Annotated in this window: 10 protein-coding genes and 2 tRNA genes; all 12 read right to left on the bottom strand. The window is 43.9% G+C overall.

Translation table 11 applies throughout. From position 1 onward, the window contains the following. Nucleotides 1-247 precede the first annotated feature (247 nt). The gene (gene pnp / locus RT143_RS03830) at nucleotides 248-2,389 is read right to left on the bottom strand and encodes a polyribonucleotide nucleotidyltransferase (RefSeq protein ID WP_313091296.1); all 2,142 of its coding nucleotides are present in this window, start codon (nucleotides 2,387-2,389) and stop codon (nucleotides 248-250) included. A 397-nt stretch (nucleotides 2,390-2,786) separates the two neighbouring features. Next, on the bottom strand, nucleotides 2,787-3,056 hold the full coding sequence (gene rpsO / locus RT143_RS03825) for a 30S ribosomal protein S15 (RefSeq protein WP_313091438.1): 270 nt from the start codon (nucleotides 3,054-3,056) through the stop codon (nucleotides 2,787-2,789). Nucleotides 3,057-3,264: 208 nt separating this feature from the next. Then, the gene (locus RT143_RS03820; protein ID WP_076775876.1) at nucleotides 3,265-3,450 is read right to left on the bottom strand and encodes a hypothetical protein; all 186 of its coding nucleotides are present in this window, start codon (nucleotides 3,448-3,450) and stop codon (nucleotides 3,265-3,267) included. A 40-nt stretch (nucleotides 3,451-3,490) separates the two neighbouring features. Further along, nucleotides 3,491-4,015 carry a type 1 glutamine amidotransferase domain-containing protein gene (locus RT143_RS03815; protein WP_160001000.1) on the bottom strand — a complete coding sequence of 175 codons (525 nt, stop codon included), beginning with the start codon at nucleotides 4,013-4,015 and terminating at the stop codon, nucleotides 3,491-3,493. A gap of 379 nt (nucleotides 4,016-4,394) precedes the next feature. After that, nucleotides 4,395-5,354 carry a tRNA pseudouridine(55) synthase TruB gene (gene truB, locus RT143_RS03810; protein WP_313091293.1) on the bottom strand — a complete coding sequence of 320 codons (960 nt, stop codon included), beginning with the start codon at nucleotides 5,352-5,354 and terminating at the stop codon, nucleotides 4,395-4,397. Between the two features lie 20 nt (nucleotides 5,355-5,374). Further along, a complete protein-coding gene (locus RT143_RS03805; RefSeq protein ID WP_313091291.1) occupies nucleotides 5,375-6,391 on the bottom strand; it encodes an Lnb N-terminal periplasmic domain-containing protein in 1,017 nt (338 codons plus the stop codon). A 58-nt stretch (nucleotides 6,392-6,449) separates the two neighbouring features. After that, a complete protein-coding gene (locus RT143_RS03800; protein ID WP_007115084.1) occupies nucleotides 6,450-6,839 on the bottom strand; it encodes a ribosome-binding factor A in 390 nt (129 codons plus the stop codon). 105 nt (nucleotides 6,840-6,944) lie between these two features. Continuing rightward, nucleotides 6,945-9,674, bottom strand: a complete 2,730-nt coding sequence (infB, locus tag RT143_RS03795) for a translation initiation factor IF-2 (protein ID WP_313091289.1) — start codon at nucleotides 9,672-9,674, stop codon at nucleotides 6,945-6,947. Between the two features lie 13 nt (nucleotides 9,675-9,687). Further along, nucleotides 9,688-11,169: a transcription termination factor NusA gene (gene nusA, locus RT143_RS03790; RefSeq protein WP_313091288.1), complete on the bottom strand. Its 1,482-nt coding sequence runs from the start codon at nucleotides 11,167-11,169 to the stop codon at nucleotides 9,688-9,690. A 117-nt stretch (nucleotides 11,170-11,286) separates the two neighbouring features. Further along, nucleotides 11,287-11,796 carry a ribosome maturation factor RimP gene (gene rimP, locus RT143_RS03785; RefSeq protein WP_050324873.1) on the bottom strand — a complete coding sequence of 170 codons (510 nt, stop codon included), beginning with the start codon at nucleotides 11,794-11,796 and terminating at the stop codon, nucleotides 11,287-11,289. A gap of 212 nt (nucleotides 11,797-12,008) precedes the next feature. Then, nucleotides 12,009-12,085 (bottom strand) — tRNA-Met (locus tag RT143_RS03780). Between the two features lie 68 nt (nucleotides 12,086-12,153). Beyond that, nucleotides 12,154-12,238 (bottom strand) — tRNA-Leu (locus RT143_RS03775). Nucleotides 12,239-12,245 lie beyond the last annotated feature (7 nt).

The following is a 12,245-nucleotide window of genomic DNA, read 5'->3' as shown; positions in this document are numbered from 1 at the left end:
ACGCTATTAGTTTAAAGAGTTTTCAATGGTTGAGGTTTTACTGAGGGCTACTCAGCGATTCATTGTCGCCATCGGCGTATTGCAAATAGTAAAATACCAACGAGGTCAAAACCTTCTTATCATCGGGCATTTTTTCTAATTACTGTAATGATGTTTTCATAGCATTTGCCAAAATTTATCCCAAAAAAAACCGCTTTACCTTACGATAAAGCGGTTTTTAATTTTTGACAACTAAACTTTAATAAAATTATTCAGCCGCTGGCGTTTCAGTATCAGCAGATGCAGTTGGCGCGATGGTTTGATCCACACCTTTCATGGTAAGTTTAATACGTCCACGGTTGTCGATGTCTTGAACCAGTACATTCACCATTTGACCTTCTTTTAGCACATCATTCACATTCTCGATACGCGCATCAGAGATTTGTGAGATATGCACCAGACCGTCAGTGTTAGGTAATACATTGACAAACGCACCAAACTCAACAATACGAGCCACTTTACCTGTATAAGTCTTGCCGACTTCTACTTCTGCCGTAATCGCCTCGATTTTAGCAATCGCGGCTTTGGTCGCGGCTTTGTTTTCACCAAAGATACGAATGGTACCGTTGTCATCAATATCAATCACTGCGCCTGTTTCTTCAGTCAGTTGGCGAATGGTTGCACCACCTTTACCAATCACGTCACGGATTTTTTCAGGGTCGATATCAATCACCGCAAAGTTTGGTGCATGGGCGTTGATTTCTTTACGGCTGGTTGAAATCACTTCATTCATCGCATTTAAAATATGGATACGACCCGCATGCGCTTGATGCAGGGCTTTTTCCATAATCTCTGGGGTGATACCTTCGATTTTGATATCCATTTGTAGTGCAGTCACGCCATTGGCAGAACCCGCGACTTTAAAGTCCATATCGCCTAGGTGGTCTTCATCACCCAAGATGTCAGACAGCACGGCAAAACGCTCACCTTCTTTAACCAGACCCATTGCGATACCAGCAACGGGCGCTTTTAGTGGTACGCCGGCATCCATTAATGCCAGTGATGCGCCACAGACAGATGCCATTGATGATGAACCATTGGATTCGGTGATGTCAGATACGATACGAATCACGTATGGGAAACGGTCACTATCTGGCAGCATGGCTTGTACACCGCGGCGTGCTAGGCGACCATGACCGATTTCACGGCGTTTTGGACCGCTGTCACGACCCGTTTCGCCCACTGAGTAACTTGGGAAGTTATAATGCAGCATGAAGTGGTCTTGTTTGGTGCCCGCAAGGGTGTCAATCATGTTCACATCACGGCTGTTGCCAAGCGTGGTGGTAACGAGCGCTTGTGTTTCACCGCGGGTAAATAGCGCTGAACCATGCGTGTAAGGCAGTACGCCAACTTGGATGTCTAGGGCACGGACAGTTTGCAAGTCACGACCATCGATACGGGGTTTGCCAGACAAAATATTGTCACGGACCGTACGGTATTTTAGGGTCTCAAATAGCTCTTTGATTTGTGCCACGTTGTCGGCATAGCCTTCAGCTTCCGCATCACCGGCTAAGGCTTCAATCGCTTGGTTTTTGATTTCATCAAGGCGAGTATAACGGCTGGCTTTTTCGCTGATGGTATACGCTTCTGAAATCGCTGCAGCAAATTGATTTTGTAGGGTAGTTTGCAAGGCTTCGTTGACGGCAGGAGCAACGAATTGGGTTTTTTGTACGCCAACTTCTTTGGCAAATTCATTGATGGCATCAATCACGACTTGCTGCTGTGCGTGTCCGTATAGTACCGCGCCAAGCATTTGGTCTTCTGATAGTTCTTTGGCTTCAGATTCGACCATCAATACCGCAGATGACGTACCCGCGACCACCAAATCGAGCGAGCTTTGTTTTAGCGCTTCATGGTTTGGGTTTAGCACATATTCATCGTTGATAAAACCGACACGTGCCGCACCAATCGGACCATTGAATGGCGCTGATGAAATTGCCAATGCCGCTGAAGTACCAATCATCGCTGCGATATCAGCATCTTGTTTTTTGTCTGACGAAATCACCGTGGCGGTCACTTGGATTTCGTTAAAGTAACCTTCTGGGAATAATGGACGAATCGGGCGGTCAATGAGGCGTGAAGTCAAGGTTTCCATCTCAGATGGGCGACCTTCACGTTTGCCATAGCCACCTGGGATTTTACCAGCAGCGTACATTTTTTCTTGGTAGTTGACGGTCAATGGGAAAAAGTTTTGACCCGCTTGCGCCTCGTCTTTTACCACAACAGCCACTAGCACAGAGACGCCGCCCATGTGGACGACAACTGAATTAGCTTGGCGTGCGATACGACCTGTTTCTAACGTAACTTGTTGATTACCATATTGGAATTCTTTAGTAATGATATTAAACATAATGCGGTTTTATCCTTTGTGTGATGAAATAGGGCGATTTAAGTTTTAGTAATAGCCCCTAACGTTTGTGTTCTTTTCAAAAAATACAAACGTTAGAAGCAATCTACCAATTCGCTTGATAGCAGCCTTAAATCAGCCTAAATTAAAAAATACTTTAAAAAAAGTAAGTGTAAACTGCAATTGTGCAGGCACAATGCGTTGCCTATTTTACCTAGTTTTGTGGCGAATCACCACCTTTTAACTGCGCTTTAACCACTAATAGCAAACGATCGGTAATGACTAAGCTAACAGTGAGGGTAAAAGTAAAAAGAGAATTCGCTAAAAATATTGAACCCATAAAAAAGCGGCTACCCAAAAGCAGCCGCTGATTGAATAAAGCGAATAACGTGCTGATAAATTAGCGACGTAAGCCTAATTCATTGATCAATGCAGTATAACGGTCTGCATCTTTACGTTTTAAGTAATCAAGTAAAGTACGGCGTGAGTTAACCATACGAATCAAACCACGACGGCTGTGATGGTCAGCTTTGTGTGCTTTAAAGTGTGCTTGTAAGTCATTGATACGTGTGGTTAATAACGCCACTTGAACTTCTGGAGAACCTGTGTCATTTTCAGAGCGTTTGAATTTTGCGATTACATCTGCGCGGTCTTGGTTAGTCAACATAATGTTTTCCTAGCTTTTTTAGCATAAAATGAGAAGCCTAATCGGCTATCAGTCGAGTCGACTAGTGTAAAAAAATCAGGATAACCACGCTTCTCAGTAGTTAACCTTCAAAAAGGAGCATTATTTTACCAAATATTGACCAATAAAAAAACCCTAATTTGCATTAGGGTGTTGAATTTATTAAGGCTTTTAATAGATTCAAGCTTTCAATTTACTGATTGCCCGTAGGCTGTTTGGGTGTTTCGCTATGCAGACGGTCAAGCTGCTCTTGTGGCGCGGTGGTGAGCTTATCAGAAGTCACTTCATCCGCATCATTAGGCGTTGTGTCAGCAACAAACGTCGCTTCGGGCGCTTTCTTTTCCATTTTTTCAAAATCTGTCATGGTAGTTGGTTGCATGGCAATCTCCTTTTCTTATGGTTCTTATAGTTATTCACGCTTATTTAGTCAATGCTTGGTCAATCGCTTCAGCAAAATCTGGAATATCTTCAGGTTGACGACTGGTAATCAAATTACCATCTATCACCACTGATTTGTCTTCAAACTGCGCACCGGCATTTTTTAGGTCAACAGCAATGGTTTTATAAGCGGTTAATTTTTTACCACGCGCAATTTCGGTATCCGCAAAAATCCACGGTGCATGACAAATCGCTGCAACAGGTTTACCCGCATTCATGAACGCTTTTACCATTGCTTGTGCATCGGTATTCGCTCGCAACACATCGGCATTGGCACCGCCACCTGGTAAAACAATGGCATCATAATCGGCTGCGTTGGCTTCACCAATTAATAAATCAGCGGTAAAGGTGTCAGCAGGGTCAGTATGATTAAGCCCGCGTACTTGTTTTTGTGGTTGTGTGGTGATTAAAGTGGTTTGGTGACCTTTAGCTTTAAGGAGGTCATTGGTTTGGGTATATTCGACTTGTTCAAAGTCGGTATCAAGTAAAATAGCAATCTTAGCCATGGTAATTATCCTATTATTTCATTATTTAAGTTAAAGATAGTTAAAGAAAAAAATTGTTGTTCTTATTGATTCATCTGTAAGGTTGGCGCTTTATTTTGAGATTATTATTTGATTTTTCTATTTGATTTTTAATTTATTAATTATATAAAGTTCTCTAAATAAACCGCTGTTTGTTCTTTATTAGCAAAGCTTGCTAAGCAAAAAAAACAAGTGAATCAATACCACTAAGAATAAAGAAATCGCCGGGTAAAAACTGCTAGCAAAGCGTGACGTTTTGTATCAATGCATAAAAAACGTACTCGCTTTGTGACATCACACCGCCCATTGAGCAAATTATGTGAATACAGCAAAAAATTAGCAAGATGGTAGGTTTACTGACTTACTGTGGCGGGTTTAAATTAACCAGCTTCATCGGTTGTAAACGACCATTGGGTTCAAGTAGTCCTGTACCCAAAAATTGCTGCTGGTCGTCAAACAAGCGAAATGTTTGATTGGCGGTTAAGATAAGCTGCTGAGTTAATATGGTCGCCTTGACATTTAAGCGTTGACCCTGTTGGATGCGCTTTGATTGGCTATCGTCTAATACTAAGCTTGGTAGTGAGTGAACGCAGGCATCCACTGCTAATAGCTTATCAAACCGCGCTGCAACATCGAGCGCGGCAAAATCGGCTAATGTGATGGCATTAGCAATATCAAAATCACCCGTGCGTATCCGTCTAAGCGCTGTCAGATATCCTAGCGTACCTAGTGCTTTGGCAATATCTTCAGCCAGCACGCGCACATAGGTTCCTTTGGAGCAAGTAACGGTTAATTGCAATTGTTGATCGGATAGGGGAGTGAGTGACAGCTCATAAATGATGAGAGGACGTGCTGCTCGCTCCACCTCAATACCTTCACGCGCCAGTTCATACAGTTTTTTGCCGTCTTTTTTGAGCGCGGAGTACATGGGCGGAACCTGCATTATCTCACCCAAAAATTGCGCAGTGACGCTTTGTAACATCGCTTGTGTCACATGCGGTACAGGGCTCGTGGCAATTATCTGACCTTCAGCATCCCCGGTATCGGTTTGCTCGCCAAGTTTGATAATAGCTTGGTAAGATTTGATGGCATCGAGTTGGTAATGGCTAAATTTGGTCGCCTCTCCCAGACAAATCGGTAGCAACCCTGTTGCCATTGGGTCAAGGGTGCCGGTGTGACCCGCTTTTTTACTGTCATGCACATCAGATTTGAGCAAGTATTTGACTTTTGATACCACTTGCTGGGAAGTCATCCCTTGCGGTTTATCAATCAGTAAGACACCAGAGACGATGGATTTGGCTGTTTTTGGTTGGGTCATCATGTTGTGGATTTATCAATTCATTAAAAGTCGGTTCGAATTAGCTGCGAGTAATCTGCTGCGCTAATAGGGTGGTTGACAGAATATGGCTTTGACTTTGGGTTAATGTGTGCGCGTTGTTGCCACTGCTGCAAGCTATAGCGGTTATCAATCAATTGCTGGTCATACAGATAACTGGGAATATAGCCTGATAACAAGATACGATAATCAAATGGCAAAGGTTGGATATCGTCAATCAGCTCATAAATTGCCGTGGTACAGTTATTTACCAATGAATTATACCATGCCGGCTGCGTTTTTAAGGACTTAGCTTTCGCTAGGTATGCAAGCAGCAGCGCTTGAATATGGTCTTTTGGCATATTGATGGGATAAATATAAACATCTTCATGACGGATATTACTACGGGTATAAATAATATCTTTTTCATCCGCAGCGATAATCACCAATTCAAACTTGCGAAAAAATCCACCTAGCGTACTAAATTGTTCATTGACTTCTTTGCGAATCTCGATAGATAACGCAAGCTGCTTTCCATCACTAAACCCAAAACTCACTAGCGTATGGGCAATGGCATCGCCCATCCAATAAGAGGCAATAAAATCGACAGTTTGCAGTTTTGCCAAGTCGTATTGCCTAGTTTCCCAGCGCGGCTGAAAATGGGTTTTATCTTGCCAATCAAAATTTCTAACATTACTAATCGTGAGTGTGTTGCCATCACGGTCAAGCCGATAGTCTAACATTTGGGCAACTTCAGGGTTCCAATCACGCTCATTGCTAGCTGACATCGAAAAAAAGCATGCAATGGCAATCGCCACCACCGCAAAAAAAATCAATAATAAAGACTGATGAGAAAGTAGGGATGAAAATAGGGTTGGTTTGATGATACTGACCAAAACAGCGAGGGTAAAAAATACCCATACGCTAATTAGTGCCAGACTGACATATCTGCCTAAGGGCTGATGCGTCCATACAAATACCCCGACCCACAGGCTTGAGAGAATAATGACGATAAACTTAATGATACCCCAAAGTAACTGCATTCAACATCCCTGTTAATGACTCAAAGTGACAAATAGGCTCGTCATAGCCTGCAACGCATCAGTCGTCTGATGGCTGACCTTCGCTACTTTGTACCGCTTTAGAAATCAGATTCATCATATAGTTAGCGTTAGCTGTCACTTCATCATAGTGAAAGCGTAGACGTGGCGTAGTGCGGGTTTTTAACAAATGACTGAGCTCAGTACGCAAAAAACCTGAGGCTTTGTTCAGCACTTCTAAGCTCTCGGTATGATAATCTTTTGCCATGGCATCATCCATCGACTTTTCCATGATGGTGACATAGATATCAGCATAACCCAAATCTGGGCTGATTTTGACACTAGAAATGGTCACAAACCCAGTCAAGCGTGGGTCGTTAATCTCGTCACGAATCAAAACCGCTAGGTCGCGCTGAATTTGATCGGCAAGACGTTGTAAACGTTGATTCATTGGTAATCCTTTTTATAGTAAAAAAAGGTCTAATTAACCTAGATTAATTAGACCCCTTGGAAGGTTGCTAATAGCAAGCTGGCAGTATTAGGTTGTCAGCTTAGCTTATAAGGTACGTTTGACTTCATGAATTTCGAAGACTTCAATCTTATCGCCTTCTTTTACTTCATAACCTTTCACCGCTAGACCACACTCCATACCAGCGCGCACCTCATTAACATCCTCTTTGAAGCGACGTAATGATTGTAATTGACCGGTGAAAATAACTTGGTCATCACGCAATACCCGAATTGGCTTGTTACGGATGATATTACCTTCTGTCACCATACAACCGGCTGCATAACCAAAGCGACTAGAGTGGAAGACTTCACGTACTTCAGCGATACCCAAGATTTGCTCACGGTGTTCTGGCGCAAGTAAACCGCTCATTGCTGCTTTCACATCATCAATCAACCCATAGATAACACTATAGTAGCGAATATCCAAGCCTGCTTCATCCGCTTTGCGTTTGGCGGCGCTATCAGCACGAACGTTAAAGCCTAATAACACCGCTTCACTTGATTCAGCGAGTACCACATCCGATTCGGTGATTGGACCGACACCCGATGAGATGACTTTAACTTTAACTTCATCCGTAGATAACTCATCAAGCGCGGTTAACAAGGCTTCTAGTGAACCCCGAACGTCAGTTTTGAGAATCAAATTAACGGAAGGCAGTTTGGCATCGCTCATTTGGTCAAACAAGTTTTCTAAGCGTGATTTGGCTTGACGTTCAAGCACTTTTTCACGCTCACGATCTGCGCGATATTCTGCAACCTCGCGCGCACGTTTCTCATCTGAAACCACCATAAACTCGCTACCAGCTGCTGGCGTATCAGGCAGACCTAGGATTTCAACAGGGATAGAAGGACCCGCTGAGGTAATTTTTTGACCGTTTTCATCGGTCATAGCACGGACGCGACCATAATATTCGCCAGCAAGTACCAAGTCACCTTGATTTAAAGTACCTTGTTTAACCAGCAAACTGACCACGGCACCGCGACCTTTTTCAAGGCGTGATTCAATCACCACACCTTGTGCTGCACCGTCAGTAGCGACTTCAAGTTCCATCACTTCTGCCTGTAGGTTAATCACTTCAAGCAGTTCATCAATACCTTGACCTGTTAACGCAGAGACTTTGACTACCGGTGTGTCACCGCCCCATTCTTCAGGAACGACTTCTTTGGTGGTCAGTTCGTTAAGAACGCGGTCTGGATCGGCGCTGTCTTTATCCATCTTGTTGATAGCCACGATAATCGGGGTACCCGCTGCACGCGCATGGTCAATCGCTTCAGCTGTCTGTGGCATCATACCGTCATCGGCTGCCACCACTAACACCACGATATCCGTCGCTTTGGCACCGCGAGAACGCATCGCGGTAAATGCGGCGTGACCTGGGGTGTCTAAGAAAGTAATAACGCCTTGGTCAGTCTGCACATGATAAGCACCGATATGCTGAGTAATGCCACCTGCCTCGCCCGATGCCACTTTACTAGAACGGATCTTATCGAGCAGGGACGTTTTACCATGGTCAACGTGACCCATGATGGTAACCACAGGCGGACGCGCTTGGACGTTGCTACTTTTCTCGCCAACCGCCTCACGTAGTGAATCTTCAACTTGCGTTGAGCTGACAAGCACTGGGTTATGACCCATTTCTTCAACAAGTAGGGCAGCGGTTTCTTGGTCGATGGATTCATTTTCACGGACCAACTCGCCCATTTTCATTAACATTTTGACGACTTCGCGTACTTTGATTGCCATTTTTTGGGCAAGTTCAGATACCACGATGGTCTCACCGATTTCAACGTTATGCACGATTTTCTCAACCGGTTTTTCAAATTTATGTCTATTGGCCTGCGATGATTTTAAGCCGCGACCACGGTTCTTAATTTCTTGCTCACCTTCATCGTCACGGCGACGACGACGGTTTTTGTTGGCAGTGCTTGCCGTTCCGCGTTTGATTTCACGGCGTTCTTGTTCAAATGAGTCTTCAAGCGCTGCGCCCACCAAACCTTCTGCCAATGGCTCATCTTTTTTGACAACCATCGTAGTTTCAGTATCGGTTTCGCTGTATTTACTCGCCATTTGACGCATTTGCTCAAGGGTACGCTGCTGAGCTTCTTCAGCGGCTTTACGGCGATTTTCTGATTCGATTTGACGTAAGCGTTCTTCTTCTGCTTCACGCGCTTTGCGTTCACTATCCGATTCTTTTTTCGGCGCAGGTTTTTTGTCAGCTTTTTTGACTTCGATTGCAGCAGTTTTGTTGCCTTTTTTCACTACCACACTGGTGGTTGTGTGCTCTTTGGCAGCTTGACTACCACCACCTAAGTTAGCACGCATTGCCGCAAGGGTAGCTTGTTGACGCGCTTCAGCGGCTTGTTTGGCTTTGTCTTTTTCAGCTTGTTCTTGGGCGGCTTTTTCTTTTGCCAAACGCGCTTTTTCTTCAGCTTCTTTGGCCGCTGCTTCACGCAACGCTAGTTCTTCAGCGATTTTATTGGGATTCGGTTTATCAAATACCATTTTTTTGCGTACTTCAACATTGACACTTTTGGCTTTACCAGAAGTGCCTGTCACCCGCGCAGTAGAAGTGGTTTTGCTTTTTAAGCTAATGCGAGGTTTGTCATTTTGACCATGACTTTGTTGTAAAAAGCTGACCAGTTTTTGTTGTTCGCTATCGGTGACGATGTCATTGTCACCGCGCGCAGACAGCCCTGCCTTGACCAGTTGATTATTAATTGCTTCAACGGTCTTTTTGGTCATTGCTGCAAGTTCTTTTACGGTTTTATCTGCCATTCATACACCTTTTTTAATTAAACCATGATTCACGGGCTTTCATAATGAGCTCACCAGCGGTCTTTTCATCAAGACCTTCGATATCTTGGATATCAAAGATGGCTTGTTCGGCAAGGTCGTCGACGGTGATGACGTCACGTTCGGCAAGCTTGTAGGCCCATGCTTGAGTCATGCCTTCAAGGTTTAGAAGCTCTTGGCTTGGCTCTTTAATATTTTGTTGTTTGGCCAATTCATCGGCAATTACCGCCTCTTTGGCACGTTCTTGGATTGCGTCGATGGCGTCATCATCTAGCCCATCGATATCATAAAAAGTCTCAGCAGGGACATACGCAACTTCTTCAAGTGAGGTAAATCCAATATCCACCAAGGCTTGTGCCAAATCTTCATCGACTTCAAGACGTGTGTAGAATAGGTCGCGATACACTTTGGTTTCTGATTCTTGTTGTGCATTGTACTCGTCTTCGAGCATCATGTTAAGACGATAGCCTGTTAATTCTGATGCAAGGCGCACATTTTGACCTTGTGAGCCAATCGCACGGGCCAACTGATCGTTAGTGGCAAAGATGATATCTGCAGTTTTGGTATCTTCATCAAGAATAATACGATCAACATCCGCAGGTTCCAAAGCGCTAATAATGTACTGCACCGCATCATCCGACCATACCACTACGTCGATACGCTCGCCTTCAAGCTCTTGTTGTACTGCTTGGATACGGGTGCCACGCATACCAATACAAGCACCGACAGGGTCGATACGATGATCATTGGTTTTGACTGAAATCTTAGCACGTAAGCCAGGTTGACGCGCAACATCACGAATTTCAATGATTTGCTCAGCAATCTCTGGTACTTCTTTTTGCATCAGTGCCGTCAGCATTTGTGGTGAGGTACGAGACAATACGAGCTGAGCACCACGGTTATCGCGATTGACTTGTTCTAAAATCGCATTGATACGACCTTTGATGCGTAGCTGCTCACGGGGCAACATTTTATCGCGTGGTAGATAGCCTTCGACATTATCGCCCAAATCAATGATGTAACCATCGCGCGCCGGTTTTTTGACTTCACCCGTAATCATCTCGCCGATACGATGTTCAAACGCATCTGCCACCAGTGAGCGTTCAGCTTCACGGATTTTTTGAATGATGACTTGTTTAGCTTGGGTAGCGGCAATACGACCAAATTCAATGGATTCGATTTGTTCTTCTTTGACGTCGCCGATTTTCCACTCGTTTTCATCCAAATCGCTAATTGCTAGCTGACAGGCAGGCATTTCATGATCTTCATCTGCCACTACTGTCCAATAACGGTAAGTGTCATAGTCGCCCGTTTTGCGATTAATATGCACGCGCACGGCAACTTCAGGCTGCTCACTATAAACTTTCTTTTTGGTCGATACCACCAAGGCTTGCTCAATCGCTTCAAAAATATCTTCAGGATTTAAGCCTTTTTCATTACTGACGGTTTCAACGACCGTTAAAATTTCTCGATTCATGTAATCACCTATAATTTAAGTCATTCTAGACTTTATTCTTTAAAATCTTGCTTTTAGCTAGAAGAAAGTTAGCTAGAAGACATAGCGTAAAAAAGGCGTTAACCCCAAATTTAAAAGCTAAAATTGGTAGACCAAATTGGCTTTATCAATATTATCAAGCTCGATGGTTAAAAGTTGGTCATTGACTTGATCATTTTCAGTTTTGACCGTCAACTGGCGCTCGTCAATATTGACCAATTCGCCTGTGACTTTACGGCGCTTATCACTACCTTGTCCAATCGCATGAATCAATCGTAAGCTGAGGGTTTGCCCCACATAGTCATGCAGCTGCTCAGCAGAAAAAAACGCGCGGTCTAAACCGGGCGAAGACACCTCAAGTAGATACTCGCCTGCAATCGGGTCGTGCAAGTCCAACACACCACCGACTTGGTGGGTGACCGCAGCACAGTCTTCAATAGTGACTTGTTTGCCTTCGGCACGGTCTTCAGGTAGGGCTTCAATATAAATACGAAGAAGAGAGCGTCGACCTTGTGGTACAAATTCAATACCCCACAAGCTCACATCACAGGCAGTTACTGCTGGCTCAATGATTTGGGTCAGTTCAGCAACTTTCGTTGATAGTTTCATGATATCCTTTAGAGTTGATTATTAACATCTTTGTTGATTTTAAAAATTGGCACATTACTAAAACGCAACCGCTAATTTAGCAAAACTTAAGTTTTTTCGAAACCAACAGATACAAAAAAACCCACAAACTAATTGGTGGGCTTTTAAATCAATAAAAGTGTGTCTAAATTGATTTTTCTAGTAATGATACCAAAGCAATGCTACTAGAAAAGTGGTAGCGGGGGCTGGATTTGAACCAACGACCTTCGGGTTATGAGCCCGACGAGCTACCAGACTGCTCCACCCCGCAACAATTTAGAGAGCGTATTATAGAGTGAGATATTAACCTTGTCAACAGTTATTTAAAATTAATTTAGTTGGTGCGAATGGAGGGACTCGAACCCTCACACCTTGCGGCACTACCACCTCAAGGTAGCGTGTCTACCAATTCCACCACAATCGCAAAAAAC

It is taken from the genome of Moraxella sp. CTOTU48268, from assembly GCF_032069585.1.
Taxonomy (GTDB): domain Bacteria; phylum Pseudomonadota; class Gammaproteobacteria; order Pseudomonadales; family Moraxellaceae; genus Faucicola; species Faucicola cinerea.
Note: the sequence above shows the minus strand (reverse complement) of the source record. Positions and strands in the feature narration are given on the sequence as shown.

Coding starts and splice junctions, on each gene's coding strand:
- RT143_RS03820 (WP_076775876.1), bottom strand. CDS start 3,450: ATGCAACCAACTACCATGACAGATTTTGAAAAAATGGAAAAGAAAGCG.
- RT143_RS03815 (WP_160001000.1), bottom strand. CDS start 4,015: ATGGCTAAGATTGCTATTTTACTTGATACCGACTTTGAACAAGTCGAA.
- truB (WP_313091293.1), bottom strand. CDS start 5,354: ATGATGACCCAACCAAAAACAGCCAAATCCATCGTCTCTGGTGTCTTA.
- pnp (WP_313091296.1), bottom strand. CDS start 2,389: ATGTTTAATATCATTACTAAAGAATTCCAATATGGTAATCAACAAGTT.
- RT143_RS03800 (WP_007115084.1), bottom strand. CDS start 6,839: ATGAATCAACGTTTACAACGTCTTGCCGATCAAATTCAGCGCGACCTA.
- nusA (WP_313091288.1), bottom strand. CDS start 11,169: ATGAATCGAGAAATTTTAACGGTCGTTGAAACCGTCAGTAATGAAAAA.
- RT143_RS03805 (WP_313091291.1), bottom strand. CDS start 6,391: ATGCAGTTACTTTGGGGTATCATTAAGTTTATCGTCATTATTCTCTCA.
- infB (WP_313091289.1), bottom strand. CDS start 9,674: ATGGCAGATAAAACCGTAAAAGAACTTGCAGCAATGACCAAAAAGACC.
- rimP (WP_050324873.1), bottom strand. CDS start 11,796: ATGAAACTATCAACGAAAGTTGCTGAACTGACCCAAATCATTGAGCCA.